The organism is Kitasatospora sp. NPDC097605 (assembly GCF_040302725.1).
GTDB lineage: Bacteria > Actinomycetota > Actinomycetes > Streptomycetales > Streptomycetaceae > Kitasatospora.
Genome location: NZ_JBEOSF010000029.1, coordinates 44010 through 57634, shown reverse-complemented (window position 1 = coordinate 57634; position 13625 = coordinate 44010). Strand labels below are relative to the sequence as shown.

The 13625-nt window shown below is 76.1% G+C and carries 12 protein-coding genes; 7 read left to right on the top strand and 5 right to left on the bottom strand.

Annotated elements, in window-relative coordinates; genetic code table 11:
* The first annotated feature begins 294 nt into the window (after positions 1 to 294).
* Complete coding sequence (gene fusA / locus ABTX81_RS27545; RefSeq protein WP_350550689.1) at positions 295 to 2406, top strand: elongation factor G; 2112 nt, start codon at positions 295 to 297, stop codon at positions 2404 to 2406.
* A gap of 67 nt (positions 2407 to 2473) precedes the next feature.
* Here the strand turns inward: fusA and ABTX81_RS27540 are convergent, their stop codons facing one another.
* Positions 2474 to 3067, bottom strand: coding sequence for a putative glycolipid-binding domain-containing protein (locus ABTX81_RS27540; protein WP_350550686.1), 594 nt, complete (start codon positions 3065 to 3067; stop codon positions 2474 to 2476).
* On the opposite strand from ABTX81_RS27540, the gene ABTX81_RS27535 reads away from it, so the two are divergent.
* From ABTX81_RS27535 to ABTX81_RS27525, 3 genes are all read left to right on the top strand, one after another.
* Positions 3056 to 3664 (top strand): contact-dependent growth inhibition system immunity protein, encoded by a 609-nt coding sequence (locus ABTX81_RS27535; RefSeq protein ID WP_350550684.1) that lies wholly within the window; start codon positions 3056 to 3058, stop codon positions 3662 to 3664. The two genes, ABTX81_RS27540 and ABTX81_RS27535, sit on opposite strands and share 12 nt — an antisense overlap.
* Before the next feature lie 163 nt (positions 3665 to 3827).
* Positions 3828 to 4730 carry a KPN_02809 family neutral zinc metallopeptidase gene (gene ypfJ, locus ABTX81_RS27530; RefSeq protein ID WP_350550681.1) on the top strand — a complete coding sequence of 301 codons (903 nt, stop codon included), beginning with the start codon at positions 3828 to 3830 and terminating at the stop codon, positions 4728 to 4730.
* Positions 4731 to 4894: 164 nt separating this feature from the next.
* Entirely contained in the window at positions 4895 to 5260 is a 366-nt protein-coding gene (locus ABTX81_RS27525; protein ID WP_350550678.1) for a hypothetical protein, read from the top strand.
* A 188-nt stretch (positions 5261 to 5448) separates the two neighbouring features.
* Here the strand turns inward: ABTX81_RS27525 and ABTX81_RS27520 are convergent, their stop codons facing one another.
* From ABTX81_RS27520 to ABTX81_RS27510, 3 genes are all read right to left on the bottom strand, one after another.
* The gene (locus ABTX81_RS27520) at positions 5449 to 7026 is read right to left on the bottom strand and encodes an alpha/beta hydrolase (protein WP_350550675.1); all 1578 of its coding nucleotides are present in this window, start codon (positions 7024 to 7026) and stop codon (positions 5449 to 5451) included.
* Between the two features lie 441 nt (positions 7027 to 7467).
* Positions 7468 to 8106 (bottom strand): NAD(P)-dependent oxidoreductase, encoded by a 639-nt coding sequence (locus tag ABTX81_RS27515; protein ID WP_350550672.1) that lies wholly within the window; start codon positions 8104 to 8106, stop codon positions 7468 to 7470.
* A gap of 94 nt (positions 8107 to 8200) precedes the next feature.
* On the bottom strand, positions 8201 to 9151 hold the full coding sequence (locus tag ABTX81_RS27510; protein WP_350550669.1) for an EamA family transporter: 951 nt from the start codon (positions 9149 to 9151) through the stop codon (positions 8201 to 8203).
* Positions 9152 to 9250: 99 nt separating this feature from the next.
* On the opposite strand from ABTX81_RS27510, the gene ABTX81_RS27505 reads away from it, so the two are divergent.
* The gene (locus ABTX81_RS27505; protein ID WP_350550666.1) at positions 9251 to 9757 is read left to right on the top strand and encodes a MarR family winged helix-turn-helix transcriptional regulator; all 507 of its coding nucleotides are present in this window, start codon (positions 9251 to 9253) and stop codon (positions 9755 to 9757) included.
* A 53-nt stretch (positions 9758 to 9810) separates the two neighbouring features.
* Here the strand turns inward: ABTX81_RS27505 and ABTX81_RS27500 are convergent, their stop codons facing one another.
* Positions 9811 to 10686 (bottom strand): methyltransferase domain-containing protein, encoded by an 876-nt coding sequence (locus ABTX81_RS27500; protein WP_350550664.1) that lies wholly within the window; start codon positions 10684 to 10686, stop codon positions 9811 to 9813.
* Between the two features lie 28 nt (positions 10687 to 10714).
* On the opposite strand from ABTX81_RS27500, the gene pdxR reads away from it, so the two are divergent.
* The gene (gene pdxR / locus ABTX81_RS27495; protein WP_350550662.1) at positions 10715 to 12283 is read left to right on the top strand and encodes a MocR-like pyridoxine biosynthesis transcription factor PdxR; all 1569 of its coding nucleotides are present in this window, start codon (positions 10715 to 10717) and stop codon (positions 12281 to 12283) included.
* Positions 12284 to 12544: 261 nt separating this feature from the next.
* Entirely contained in the window at positions 12545 to 13567 is a 1023-nt protein-coding gene (locus ABTX81_RS27490; RefSeq protein ID WP_350550659.1) for a glycoside hydrolase family 3 N-terminal domain-containing protein, read from the top strand.
* The last annotated feature ends 58 nt before the right edge of the window (positions 13568 to 13625 follow it).

Here is a 13625-nt window from a genome sequence, read left to right as displayed (position 1 = left end):
CCGGGGGCGGGGCGGTTCCTACACTCGGCGCCCAGAGGCGCGCCGCCCCGGGGTTCCGGGGGCGGCGCGCGCCGTGATGAGTCGAGGGAGGGCCGGTCGTGCGTCACCGCCGTGTTGCCGTCGTTCCCTCGTCCCGGTTCGAGGTGATCCTGGTGTCCTCGTCCTTCCGGTGCCCGCTGCGCGGCCGGCACCGGGGACGTGCGACGACCTGACGCGGGCCCGGAACGCCGGGCGTCGTCGTCGCCGCAATCGCGCTGCCCTCTACTTCCCGAGAGCTTCGAAAGGCACCGGGCCATGCGCAGCACCGACATCCGTAGCACGACCACCATGACCGGGGCCGCCGGCATCGCCGCGGTCCGCAACCTGGGCATCCTCGCCCACGTGGACGCGGGCAAGACCACCGTCACCGAGCGGATCCTCCACCTGACCGGCGAGACCCACCGGCGCGGCGAGGTCCACGAGGGCACCACCGTCACCGACTGCCGCCCGCAGGAACGCGAGCGCGGCATCACCATCTCCGCGGCGGCGGTCAGCTGCGTCTGGGGCGATCACCGGATCAACCTCATCGACACCCCCGGCCACGTCGACTTCGCCGACGAGGTCGAGCGGTCGCTGCGGGTACTGGACGGGGCGGTCGCGGTGTTCGACGCCGTCGCGGGCGTGGAACCGCAGAGCGAGAGCGTCTGGCGCCAGGCCGACCGGTACGGCGTGCCGCGGATCGCCTTCGTCAACAAGCTGGACCGGGCCGGCGCCGATCTGGACGCGGCCGTCGCCTCGATCCGCGAGCGGTTGCATCCGGCCCCGCTGGCCGTCCAGCTGCCCATCGGGCGGGAGGGCGGCTTCACCGGCGTCGTCGACCTGCTGACGATGCGTGCCCTGACCTGGGACGACGGCCCCGGCGGCATCGGCGGCGGCAGTGGCGACGGCTTCCGGGAGGGACCGCTGCCGGACGGGCTGCGGGCCGAGGCCGAGCGGCGGCGCGGGCAGCTGGACGAGGCGGTGGCCGGGCTCCATCCGGCCGCCCTGGAGGAGTACGTCGAACACGCGGCGCTCTCCACCGCGACCCTGGCCGCCGCCCTGCGGGACCTCACCCGCAGCGGCGAGGCGGTGGTGGTGCTGTGCGGCTCGGCCTACCGCAACCGCGGGATCGAGCCGCTGCTGGACGCCGTCGCGGCCTACCTGCCGTCGCCGCTGGACGTTCCGCCGGTGCGCGGCACGGCGGACACCGGGGAGGTGGAGCGGGCCGCCGATCCCGACGGGCCGCTCACCGCGCTGGTGTTCAAGGTCAACGTCACCGCCTCCGGCCGGCTCAGCCATCTGCGCCTGTACGCGGGCACGCTGCGCAAGGGGGACACCGTGCTGGACGCCGGGACCGGCCGCACCGAACGGATCGCCCGGATCATGCGGGTGGCCGCCCACCACCTCGAATCGGACACGGCCGTCGCCGGCGACATCGTCGCGGTGGTCGGTCTCAAGGCCGCGCGCACCGGGACGACGCTCTGCGCCCCCGGCGCGCCGCTGGTCCTGGAGCCGGCCGTCAACGCCGCGCCGGTGGTGACGGTGGCCGTCGAGGCGCGGCGCTCGCTCGACACCGAGCGGCTGGCCGTCGCGCTCGCCCGGCTCACCGAGGAGGACCCGTCGCTGGTCGTCCGCACCGATCCGGAGACCGGGCAGCGGGTGCTGTCAGGGCTGGGCGAACTGCACCTGGAGGTGGCGGTGGAGCAGCTCCGGCGGGAGAACGGGATCGAGGTGACCGTCGGCCGTCCGCAGGTCGCCCACCGGGAGACCGTGGAGCGCGGGGTCACCGGCCACGTCCACCGGCACGTCAAACAGGACGGCGGCGCCGGCCAGTTCGCCCACGTGGTGCTCGACGTGGCGCCGCTGGACGGCCCCGGGGACGAGGGAAGGGGGTTCGCTTTCGCGTCCACCGTCACCGGTGGGCGGGTGCCGAAGGAGTACGTCCAGGCGGTCGAGGCGGGTTGTCAGGACGCGCTCGCCGAGGGCCCGCTGGGCGGCCACCCGGTCACCGGCCTGCGGGTCGTCCTGGCCGACGGGGCCACCCACCCGAGGGACTCCTCGGAGCTCGCGTTCCGCACCGCCGGCCGGCTGGCGCTGCGCGAGGCCCTGCGGGCCTGCCGGATGGTGCTCCTGGAACCGGTCGCCGAGGTGACGGTGACCGTGCCGCAGGAGGCGGTGGGCGGAGTCCTCGGTGACCTCGCCGCCCGCCGGGGCCGCGTCCAGGGCTCGGACCCGCGCGGCGGGACGGCGGTGGTGACGGCGGTCGTACCGGTCGCCGAGCTGTTCGGCTACGCCACCGCGCTGCGCAGCCGCACCCAGGGCCGGGGCACGTTCACCACCCGGCCGGCCGGCTACGCCCCGGCACCGGCCGGAGCCGCCGCCCGCTGAGGCCGAGTGGCCGCCGCACCGGTGCGGCGGCCACCGGCTGGCAACGGTGGCGGCGATGTCAGTGGTGTCAGTGGTGGCGTCGGTGGCGGCGGGCCAGGTCGGGGTAGTCGAGGACCAGACCGTGCCGGTCGAGCAGCAGGTCGCTGCTGAAGTCCCCGGACTCGTACCGGACCGTGGCCGCCGCCGCCGCGTCGCCGCCGCCGTCGTCGCCGGCCGGCCCCAGGTGGGTGTACGTCTGGCGCGACGGGTGCACCGTCAGGTCGGGCACCCGGACCCACGCCATCAGGAACTCGTGCCGCCCCGGCTCCCGGTGGAGCCGGTGGCGGAGCACCGGCATGGCGTTGGTCAGCGGCGAGAGGCCGAGGTCGCAGTCGAGCGCCCCGTCCAGCTCCGGCCGGTGGCGCCCGTCGACGGTCCACCGTCCGCCGTCGTTCAGCAGCTCCAGCTCCCGGGTGCCCTCCGCCGAGGCGGCGCGGACCGCCAGCCGCCGGGTGGTCCAGGCGGGCCCGGTGTCGAGTTCGTAGTCGATCCAGTAAGGCGCCGGCACCAGGCCGGCCACCCGTCCATGGGCGCGCAGCGTGCCGTCGCCGAGTTCGATCCAGGCGGTCTCGACGCCCCCGCTCGCCGAAACCTCCCAGGTGGGGACCAGATGAGTGATCATGCCCGCCACCGTAGCCCCCGGCGCGGACGCTACCGCGCACCCACGTCGTGGGCCGTCCGCACCGACGGCCGGAGCGGCCGCGCCGGCCCGCCCCTCCCACCGGTCGACGGGCCCGAGCCCGTCCGGCAGGACCACCGGGCCGGGATCCGGGGTGCCGCCGGTTGCGGTGCTCCGGGCGACCGGACGGGACACCTCGCTGCACTCGAAGGCGCCCGGTGGTCCGAGCCGGGCGAGGGTGCCACGCGGCTGGTCGCGACCGTTCACGCGCTGCGCCGCCGGCCGCTCGCCGGTCTGGGCGTCGAGGAGCTGCGGCTGCTCATCGGGCAGGACGTCGGGCTGCCGCACCTGCTGCCGCTCGCCGTCGACCTGCTCTGCCGTGACCCGCCGGCCGAGGGCGACCTCCACCCCGGCGACCTCCCGTCCGCGGTGCTCGGCCGCGCACCGGAGGTCTGGGCGGCCCGGCCCGATCGCGCAGCCCGGCTCGCCGCCGCGCTCCGCGGGGCGGCGACCGCCTCGGCGCCGGACCTCCCGGAGGAGGCGCGGGGCAGGGCCGTGGCGTTCCCGGCTGCGCCCGGGCCGGCCCTCGGCGCGGAGTGACGGGCCCGCGACCGCCGGTCACGGGCGACGTCAGGTCCCGGGAAACCGCCTCTGACCTGCGCGTCCCTGTCCGGCGGCGGAGTGCGCAGCGGCTACCGTGGCCGGGCGGCCGGCGTCGGCCGCCCGGCGCCCCGGCGTCGGCAGCACACAGGGACGGACCGGCATGCAGTTCGACGACCAGGGCGACCTCGACACCTCGCAGGTGGACGACCGGCGCGGCATTCCCGGCGGGAAGGTCGCCATCGGCGGTGGCGCGGCCGGTCTGATCGCCGTCCTGATCGCGGTGCTCTTCGGTGTCGACCCGAGCATCCTCGGGTTCTCCGACGGCGGGGGCGGGTCGGGCGACGGGGCCGGCCGGACCACCACCGCGGGGGAGGTCCAGCAGGCCTGCAGGACCGGCGCCGACGCCAACCGCCGCCAGGACTGCCGGATCGTCGCCGTCACCAACAGCCTGCAGGAGTACTGGGGCGGCCAGCTGCCCCGGTCCGGTGTCGCCTACCGGCCCGCCGAGACGGTCCTGTTCACCGGCCGGGTCTCCACCGCCTGCGGCGCGGCGAGCTCCGCCGTCGGCCCGTTCTACTGCTCCGGCGACCGGCGCGCCTACTTCGACCTCGGCTTCTTCGACGAGCTGTCCACCCGCTTCGGCGCGCGCGGCGGCCCGTTCGCCGAGGCCTATGTCGTCGCCCATGAGTACGGCCACCACCTCCAGAACCTCACCGGCGCCATGCAGAAGGTCGGGCAGGACCGGCAGGGGCAGAACAGCGCCTCGGTGAAGCTGGAGCTCCAGGCCGACTGCTACGCCGGGGTCTGGGCCCACCACGCCACCACCACGCCCCAGGCCTCCACCGGACGGCCGCTGATCAGCACCCTCACCGACCAGGACATCGCCCAGGGCCTGGACGCGGCGGCGGCCGTCGGCGACGACCGGATCCAGAAGCAGGCCACCGGCCGGATCGACCCGGACACCTGGACCCACGGTTCCTCCGATCAGCGCAAGGCCTGGTTCACCACCGGCTACCGCAGTGGCGACCCGGCCCGCTGCGACACCTTCGCGGCGCAGCGCTGACCGCCGCCGGGCCCGGGCACCGGACCCGGCTCGGCTCGGATCGGCTCGGCTGGGTACCCCGGTGGCACCCTGTCATCCGTCAGGGACCGCTGCGGGCGGCTCCTTCCTACGCTGCTGAGCACCGGCCGGACAGGGGCCGGACCAGCACCTGAGGGAGCACCACCATGCGCAAGATCCTGAACACCGCCGCCGCGCTCGCCCTCGCGGCCGCCGCCTTCACCACGATGGGGACCTCCGGCGCCGAGGCCGCCGACGGCCCCTGGGACGGCTGCCCGTACGGGGCCGTCTGCATCTACCCGCAGGACGCCGACACCAGCCGGCCGCCGACCGACGTCTTCTGGAGCTACGGCGCCCACAACCTCCGCAACCAGAACGGCTGGCACTGGGTGCTCAACAACCAGTCCGGCGGCGCCCACGCCCACCTCTGCACCGGCTCCAACGGCACCGGCTGCGGCGAGGACCTCCCCGCCCAGACCGGTGTCTACGCCGACCTGACGCCGATCAACTCCATCACCCTGGACCGCCCCTGACCTCCTGACCCCCTGACGACGGTGTGACCGTCGGCCGACACCGCCCGTGGTGGGGTCCTCCGGGGGGAGGATCCCGCCACGGGCGACCGCGTTCGGCGCCGGGAGCGTCAGTCGGCCTTGCGGGCGGGTGGTGCGCAGGCGCGAGGTCACGGTGTCGGGTGGGGGTCGGGCCGTGCCCGGCGCGCCGCTCATGCCGCTTCCGGGGACGGGCAGGTGAGGTCGCCGGGCGGCACCGTGCCGGCGAGCAGGTAGGACTCCACGGCGGAGCGCACGCAGGCGTTCGGCCCGGGGTACTGGCCGTGGTCACCGTTCCCGGCGACCGTCACCAGGCGCGAGCCGCGCAGCGCCTGGTGCGCGGAGAGCGCGGACTCGATGGGCGTGGCGGGGTCGTGCACCGAGTTGAGCATCAGGGTGGGCGGCAGGCCCGCGCCGGTGACCCGCACCCGGGGCGCGGCGGACTTCGGCCAGGAGGCGCAGACGGCGGAGAAGGCGAGCGTGCGGGCCCCGGCCAGCGGCCGGCGCGCGGTGCTCTCGGCGCCCCGCTCCGCCCAGACGGACAGGTCACGGGTCCAGGGGGTGTCGTTGCAGGTGACCGCGAAGTACTCGGCGAGGAACTCCGGGTCGAGGTACTCGCCGAAGACCCGGTGGGCGTTGGCGCGGGCGTCCGGATCGGCGTTCGGCAGGTCGTCGAGCGCGGCCAGTGCGCCGGCCAGCTGGGTGAAGCCCTTGTTCGTGCGGTAGACGCCCTGGATCGCGCCGTTGTCGAACTGGTTGGGCCCGATGGTGAGCGCGCCGTCGACGACCGGGTGCTCGTGCAGGGCCGCCCGGCGCGCCTCCCAGCGGGCCTTGGCCTCGGCGGCGGTCGTGCCGTAGTGGTAGGTGGAGTCCCGGGCGGCCAGCCAGGGCAGGAAGTCCTCCTCGAACCGCCGCTGGAAGCTCATCGGCAGCCGCTGCTGGAACCGCTCCCAGGTGCCGTCGAAGCCGATGACGCTGTCCAGCACCATCCGCTCGACGCGCTGCGGGAAGAGCGTCGCGTAGTACGCGCCGACCATGGTGGCGTAGGACGGCCCGTAGTAGCTGACCCGGCGCTCGCCGAGCAGGGCGCGCAGCAGGTCGAGGTCCCGGGCGGTCTGCTCGGTCGTCAGGTGGGGCAGCAGGCCGTCGCTGCGCCGCTCGCAGTCGGCGGCGAAACCGCGGGAGGCGGCGATCACCCGGGCCCGGTCGGCCGGGGTGTCGTCGCGGAAGTCCCCGGCGAAGAACGCCTGGAACTCCTCGGGCGTCTGGCAGACGGCCCGGGTGCTCCGGCCGACGCCGCGCTGGTCGAAGCCCACCACGTCGTAGGCGGCGCCGAGCTCGGGCGCGTACTTGACGAACTCCACCGGGCGTTCCAGGCCCTTGCCGCCGGGGCCGCCGGCGGCCGTGAGCAGGGTGCCGATCCGCCGGGCGGGGTCGCCGGCGCGGTGCCGCGAGACCGCGATGGTGAGGTCGGCCCCCTTCCCGGGGTGGTGCCAGTCGCGCGGCACGGTCATGGTGGCGCACTCCAGCACGGCCGGCTGCGCACAGGGCTGCCAGTCGAGTCGCTGGTGGGCGTAGCGGGCGGGCACCGCCGGGGCGGCCGGTCCGGCGGGCGTCGCGACGGCGCCCGCCGTGCCCGCGGTCTGGGCCAGGGTGAGGACGGCGAGCAGGGCCGCCGTGCGCCGGCCGAGGACGGAGAGCCGGCGGCGCCGGGTGCGGTCGGTGGGTCGGATCGTGGTTCGTGTGGTCATGGCGTCGATCCTGGCCGCTGGAAAGATCGTGGTCGATCCGGCGGACACCCGTCTTCCCCCTGGTGCCCGGACCACCCTTTGACGGGAAGTCAGGTCCAGGTGGTCCCTCGCCGGGGTGAGTTTCGGGCGAGATGGTTGACGGCGGCTGCACCCTTTCCCGGGTGGGGTCCGTCGATGGGGGTGAGCGGCCGTCGCGGCGGCGCGGCGGTGGGGCCGGTGGACGGCCGCCCGGACCTGGTGGACCACGAGGAGGGAGTGCGGAGATGCGCAACGGCAAGGTGAGGGCGGGGGCGCCCGCGGGAGCGGGAGTGGGAGCGGGGCCGCGGAGCGGGTGGCGGGCTGGCGTCGGGCGCCGGGCGCCGAGGACGCCCGGGGCGGCGGGAATGCCCAGGGCGTCGGACGGTCGGAGGCTGCGGGCGCCGTGCCGGCCGGGGAAGGGGGTCAGTAGGCGACGGTGAAGCGGACACGGCGGTGGGCGGGGTGCTCGGCCTCGTCGAGGAGGGCGACGGCGAGGTCCTCCATGGAGATGGCCGAGGCGCCGTCCGGGTCGACCAGGAGCTCGTCGCGGCCCAGTCGGTAGCGGCCGGTCCGCTCACCCGGTTCGAGCAGGGCGGCCGGGCTGAGGTAGGTCCAGTCGACCTCGGCGTCCGCGCGGTACAGGGCGAGCTGCTCGCCGCAGGCGTCGGCGATCGGGCGCAGGGCGGCCGGGAAGTCCGGGGCGTCCACCAGGGTGACGCCGTCCCCGCCGGGCAGGGTGAGGCTGCCGGCGCCGCCGACGGCCAGCAGCCGCACGCCGGTTCCGGCCAGGCCGGCCAGCAGGCCCTTGGTCGCGGTGGCCAGTTCGTCCTCGCGGCCGGGGGCCGGGCGGGTGGCCGTGACCAGCAGGTCCTGGCCGGCGGCGAGGCGGCGGACGTCGGCCGGGTCGCGGGCGTCACCGGTGGCGATCCCGACCGACGGCGGGAGCCGGTGCGGGCGGGAGGGGTCGCGCAGGACGGCGGTGACCTGGTGGCCGCGGGCGGTGGCCTCGGCGACGACCCGGCTGCCGACGTTGCCGCTCGCGCCGAACACGGTGATGCGCATGGGGAGTTCTCCTGGATGTCGATCGGGAAGGAAGGAGGTGCCTGAAGGCCGGACGGTCAGCGGTCAGGCGGTGATGCGGTCAGGCGTGGTGCGGTCAGGCGCTCTGGCGGGCCCGGGTGCCGGTGCGGTCGGCGGCGGCACCGTCGGAGGGAGCGGCGGCGGGCGCCCCGGCGACGACCTTCGACGGGGTGCGCGGTCGCTGGGTCTGTGCGGCGACGAGCGAGCCGAGCACGATCAGCGCGCCGACGGCCTGGACGGGCGCGAGGTCCTGGCCGAGCACCAGCCAGCCGAGCGCGGTGGCGACCACGGGGCTGAGCAGTCCGAGGAAGGTGACCGAGGTGGGCGGCAGCGCGCGGATGCCGCGGAACCAGAGCGCGTACGCGACGGCCGCGCCGATCAGGCTCAGGTAGCCGTAGCCGAGCAGGTTGGCACCGGTGAGGTGGGACGGCGGCGGGCCCTCGACCAGCAGGGCGACCGGAAGGAGGAGCAGACCGCCCGCGGTGAGCTGCCAGCCGGTGGTGGCGAGCAGCGGGGCCGGCGAGGTCCAGCGCTTGGAGAGGACGACGCCGGTGGCCATCACCACCGCGCCGCCGAGCGCGGCCACGATGCCGAGGGCGTCCAGCTGGGCGTTGGCACGCAGGACGAGCAGGCTGACGCCGGCCACGCCGGCGATGCCGGAGAGGAGGGTGCGCAGGGAGAGGCGGTCGCCCAGGAGCGCGGCCGAGAGGCCGGCGGCGATCAGCGGCTGGACGGCGCCGACGGTGGCGGCGACCCCGCCGGGCAGGCGGTAGGCGGCGACGAAGAGGAGGGCGAAGAAGGCGCCGATGTTCAGGGCACCGAGGACGAGCGAGCGCCACCACCAGCTGCCCTTCGGCAGGCGGCGGGTGAGGGCGATCAGCAGCAGTCCGGCGGGCAGGGCGCGCAGCACGCCGGCGAGCAGGGGGCGTCCGGGCGGCAGCAGCTCGGTGGTGACGAGGTAGGTGGAGCCCCAGATGGCGGGGGCGAGGGCGGTGATCAGCACGATGGCGAGTCGATTCCTTAGCACTAAGCCAATGTATCTCAGTGCTAAGGAATCTGGGCAGGGGGTGGTGGATCGAATGCTGTGAGGTACCTCACCGCTAAGGCATCGTTTAGGCTGGAGGGCATGGCAGAACACGAAGATCATGTGGACCGGGTGGTCCGGCAGTGGGGCGCGGAGCGACCCGACCTCGACGTCTCCCCGATGGAGGTGATCGGCCGCCTGAAGCGGCTGAGCCGGCTGGTCGACGCCGAGCTGAAGGAGACCTTCGCCCGGCACGACCTCGACTTCGCCTCCTTCGACGTGCTCGCCACCCTCCGCCGCAGCGGCCCGCCCTACCGGCTCACCCCGACCGGCCTGATGCGGTCCGCGATGGTCACCTCCGGGGCGATCAGCCAGCGCCTCGACCGGTTGGAGGCCCGCGGCCTGGTCACCCGCACCCCCAGCGGCTCCGACGGCCGCAGCCGCGATGTCGAGCTCACCGAGGCGGGGTACGCCCTGATGGACCGTGCCCTGCCCGACCACCTCGCCACCGAGCGCCGCATCCTGGCCGGGCTGGACAAGGCGCAGACCGCCGCGTTCATCGACGTCCTGCGCGTCGTGCTCGACACCCTGGGGGACAGCCCGGACTGACCGGACGGTCCGCGGTGACCCGGTGCGCCGGGGGCCTGGTCACCGCGGGCCGGTCAGGGGTTGACCGCGACCGCCTTGAAGAAGGTGTAGTGGAAGGTCCCGCCCGGCTCCGCCGCGCGGCGCAGCTCGGTGACGCCCCGGTCGAACGCCTCGGCCGTGGTGAGGCCGGCCGCCACCGCATCGGCCCGCACCGCCTCGACCATCGCGACGAAGGTGCGCCGGGTGAACCGCTCGACCAGCGCGGGCCGGCCGTCGTCGGCGGACATCGTGCGCGGGCCCACCGCGACGTCCCGGAAACCGGCGTCGAGGAGCAGCGGGTACAGCCGCCGCCCGATCAGGCCGTCCCCGCCGCCGTCCGCCTGGAGCCGGACCAGGTGGTCGACGACCCGCTGCGCGGCCTCGCCGTGCGGGTGGAAGCACGCCGTGCCGTGGTCGCCCTCGATCACGGTGACGGTGCCGCCGGGCCGCAGTACCCGGCGCAGCGCGGCCAGCGCCGCCGCCGGGTCGGCGAGGTGCTCCAGCACGAAGCAGACGAAGAGGTGGTCGAAGGAGTCGTCGGGGAAGGGCAGCCGGTGCAGGTCGCCGTGGTGCCAGCGGACCCGCGCGTCGGGAGCGTGCGCCGCGACCCGGGCCCGGGCCTGCGCGAGCGAGTCCGCCGAGATGTCGGCGGCCGTCAGCAGCACGCCGGGGCTGGCGGCCAGCAGGTGCACCGTCTGCGCGCCGACGCCGCAGCCGGCCTCCAGGACCCGGCTGCCCGGTGGGTAGAAGGTGTCGGCGTGCAGGAGGCCGGCCAGTGTGTCGGCCTGGTCGCCGAGGCGCCGGGCCTCGGTGGGGGAGTAGCCGTGGACGTAGCCGTGGTCGACGTCGACGTCGGCGCCGGTGGCCGGCTCGGGACGGAGCGCGGCGGAGTGCGGGGTGCTCGTGGTCATGCCCCCACCCTCCCGGCACAATGGACCGGTGCACAGGTCCAATGACCGGCCAGTCGACAGGTCCACAACCGCCGGTGCCGACTTCCTCCAGCTCGACCCCGGCGAGGCCCCCGCCGGCGGACTCGCGGACTGGCTGGCCCGGCGCCTGCGGCAGGCCATCGCCGACGGCCGGCTGCCGGTCGGCAGCCGCCTGCCCGCCACCCGGCTGCTCGCCGCCGACCTGCGGGTCTCCCGCGGCGTGGTCACCGACGCCTACCGCCGGCTCGCCGAGGAGGGCCGGATCGCGGGCCGGGGCAGGGGCGGCACCGTCGTGGTCGACCCGTTCGCCCGGACCCTCACCCCGACCCCGCTCCCGACCCAGACCCCGCACCGGGCGCACCCGACGCCGCCGTCACCACCCCCGGCACCGCCGACGGCACCCCCGGCACCCCGGCCCGGTGCACCCTTCGACGGCACCCCCGTCCCGGCCAGCTTCGACACCCTGCGCAACGCCCCCGCCCGGATCGACCTCTCACCCGGAGTCCCCGACCTCGCCGCCTTCCCCCGCACCGCCTGGCTGCGCGCCGAACGTGCCGTCCTCCACGACCTCGCCGCCCAGGACTTCGGCTACGGTGACCCGCGCGGAACCCCCGCCCTGCGCCGCGCCGTCGCCGACTGGCTCGGCCGCAACCGCGGCATCCGCGCCGACCCCGAGGACGTCCTCGTCGTGGCCGGGGCCGCCCAGGCGCTCGCCCTGGCCGGCGAGGTGCTCCGCGCGACCGGCCTGGACGTCGTCGCCGTGGAGGACCCGGGCTCGCTCGGCACCCGCCAGCACCTCGGCCACCGGATCACCGCCACCCCGCCCGTCCCCGTCGACGCCGAGGGCATCCGGGTCGACGCGCTGCGCGCCACCGGGGCCCGCGCCGTCCTGCTCACACCCGCCCACCAGTTCCCGACCGGCGTGGTCCTCGGCGGCGCCCGGCGGCGCGAACTGCTCCAGTGGGCGGCCGACGGCGGGCTCGTCATCGAGGACGACTACGACGCCGAACACCGCTACGACCGCCCGCCGGTGCCCGCGCTGCGCGGCGTCCTCCCCGAACAGGTCCTCTACCTCGGCAGCGTCTCCAAACTCCTCGCCCCCGCCCTGCGCACCGGCTGGATGCTCGCCCCGGCCCGCTACCGGGACCTCCTGCTCGACGCCAAACGGCTCAGCGACCTCGGCAACGCCGCCCTGCCGCAGCTCGTCCTCGCCCGGCTGATGGACTGCGGCGCGCTGGACCGCCACCTGCGGCAGCTGCGCCCGCGCCACCGGCGCCGCCGCGACGCGATGACCGCCGCCATCGCCGCCCACCTGCCCGGCGCCGTCGTGCACGGCGCGGCGGCCGGGCTGCACCTGATGGTCACCTTCCCCGGCGGTCTGACCTGCACGGACACCGAACTCGCCGCAGCCGCGCTGGCCCACGGCGTCAAGGTGCAGCCGCTGTCCTGGCACGCCCGGCTGCCGCACCCGCCCGGTCTCGTCCTCGGCTACGCGGCCGGCGCGCCCGGCGAGATCGAGGAGGGCGTCGCCGTCCTCGGACGGCTGCTCCGGGAGGCGGGACGACCGCTCCCGGGGTGAGGCTGCTGGTGTCACCGCGCGCACCGCGCGGGTGACGTCCCGGGGACCCGACCGACCAAGGGAGGCCGGATGCCGATACCCCGACGAACGATCCGTGTCGCACTCCTCGCCCTGCTGCTCTCCGCCCTGGCCCCGTCCGCCCCGTCCGCAACGCTCGGCCCGTCCGCAGCGCTCGGCCCGTCCGCCCGGCCCGGCCCCGCCCGACCCGAGCCGACGGCCCCGACGCACCCCACCCCCACCCCCACGGAGAGGACGACCCCCGTGCCCACCACCGATTCACTCCAGCTCGCCGGCCGCCGGGTCATCTACTCCTACGCCGGCGACACCCCGCCGACCGAGCTGCTCACCACCATCCGCGCGGGCCGCGCCGCCGGCGTCATCTTCTTCAAGGACAACGTCCCCACGCTGCCCAAGCTCCAGGCGGCCGTCGCCCAGCTGCGGCAGGCCGCGGCCGAGGCCCCGACCGGCGCGCCGCTCCTGCTGATGACCGACCAGGAGGGCGGCAAGGTCCACCGGCTGGAGGGCGCCCCGCTTCTCTCGGCCAAGCAGACCGGCCTGGCCGCGAACCCGGCCGGAGCGGCCGCCGACGCCGGCGCCGGAGCGGCCCGCACCCTGAGCGAGGCGGGCCTCAACGTCAACCTCGCACCCGTGCTCGACGTCTTCGACACGCCCGACAACTTCATCGACCACTTCGAGCGCTCCTACAGCCAGAAGCCGGAGGTGGTGGCCGAGCTGGGCTCCGCCTTCCTCACGGCCCAGCAGAGCCTCGGCGTGGCCGCGACGGCCAAGCACTTCCCCGGCCTCGGCGCCGCCGCGGCCGGGGAGAACACCGACGCGAGCGCCGTCGTCCTCCCCGTCCCGCTCGCCGACCTCCGGGCCCGCGGCGAGGAGCCGTACCGCGCCGCCATCGCCGCCGGCGTCCGGCTGGTCATGGCCTCCTGGGCGGTCTACCCGGCCCTCGACGCCTACCGCCCGGCCGGCCTCTCGCGCACCATCGTCCACGGCGAACTGCGCGAACGCCTCGGCTTCCGCGGCGTGACCGTCACCGACGCCCTCGAAGCCGGAGCCCTCGCCGCCTTCGGCGACGCCGGCGAGCGGGCCGTGGCCGCCGCCGACGCCGGCATGGACCTGGTGCTCTGCTCCGCCCGCGACGTCCACCAGGGCGACGCCGCCGTCGAGGCCCTCGCCGCCGCCCTCGACAGCGGCCGCCTCGACACCGCCGGTTTCACCGAGGCCGTGCACCGCGTCGACGCCCTGCGCGGCTCCCTGGCGACGACCTCCTGACGGACGCCCCGCGCCCCGGACCCGGTCCGCCGGGCCCGGGGCGCGGGCGGGCCGGGTC

Bases quoted from the DNA above. Each gene is read 5' to 3' on its own strand.
- ABTX81_RS27520 (WP_350550675.1), bottom strand. From the start codon at position 7,026: ATGACCACACGAACCACGATCCGACCCACCGACCGCACCCGGCGCCGC.
- ABTX81_RS27535 (WP_350550684.1), top strand. From the start codon at position 3,056: ATGAGTGATCATGCCCGCCACCGTAGCCCCCGGCGCGGACGCTACCGC.
- ABTX81_RS27525 (WP_350550678.1), top strand. From the start codon at position 4,895: ATGCGCAAGATCCTGAACACCGCCGCCGCGCTCGCCCTCGCGGCCGCC.
- fusA (WP_350550689.1), top strand. From the start codon at position 295: ATGCGCAGCACCGACATCCGTAGCACGACCACCATGACCGGGGCCGCC.
- ABTX81_RS27505 (WP_350550666.1), top strand. From the start codon at position 9,251: ATGGCAGAACACGAAGATCATGTGGACCGGGTGGTCCGGCAGTGGGGC.
- ABTX81_RS27515 (WP_350550672.1), bottom strand. From the start codon at position 8,106: ATGCGCATCACCGTGTTCGGCGCGAGCGGCAACGTCGGCAGCCGGGTC.
- ypfJ (WP_350550681.1), top strand. From the start codon at position 3,828: ATGCAGTTCGACGACCAGGGCGACCTCGACACCTCGCAGGTGGACGAC.
- ABTX81_RS27540 (WP_350550686.1), bottom strand. From the start codon at position 3,067: ATGATCACTCATCTGGTCCCCACCTGGGAGGTTTCGGCGAGCGGGGGC.
- ABTX81_RS27500 (WP_350550664.1), bottom strand. From the start codon at position 10,686: ATGACCACGAGCACCCCGCACTCCGCCGCGCTCCGTCCCGAGCCGGCC.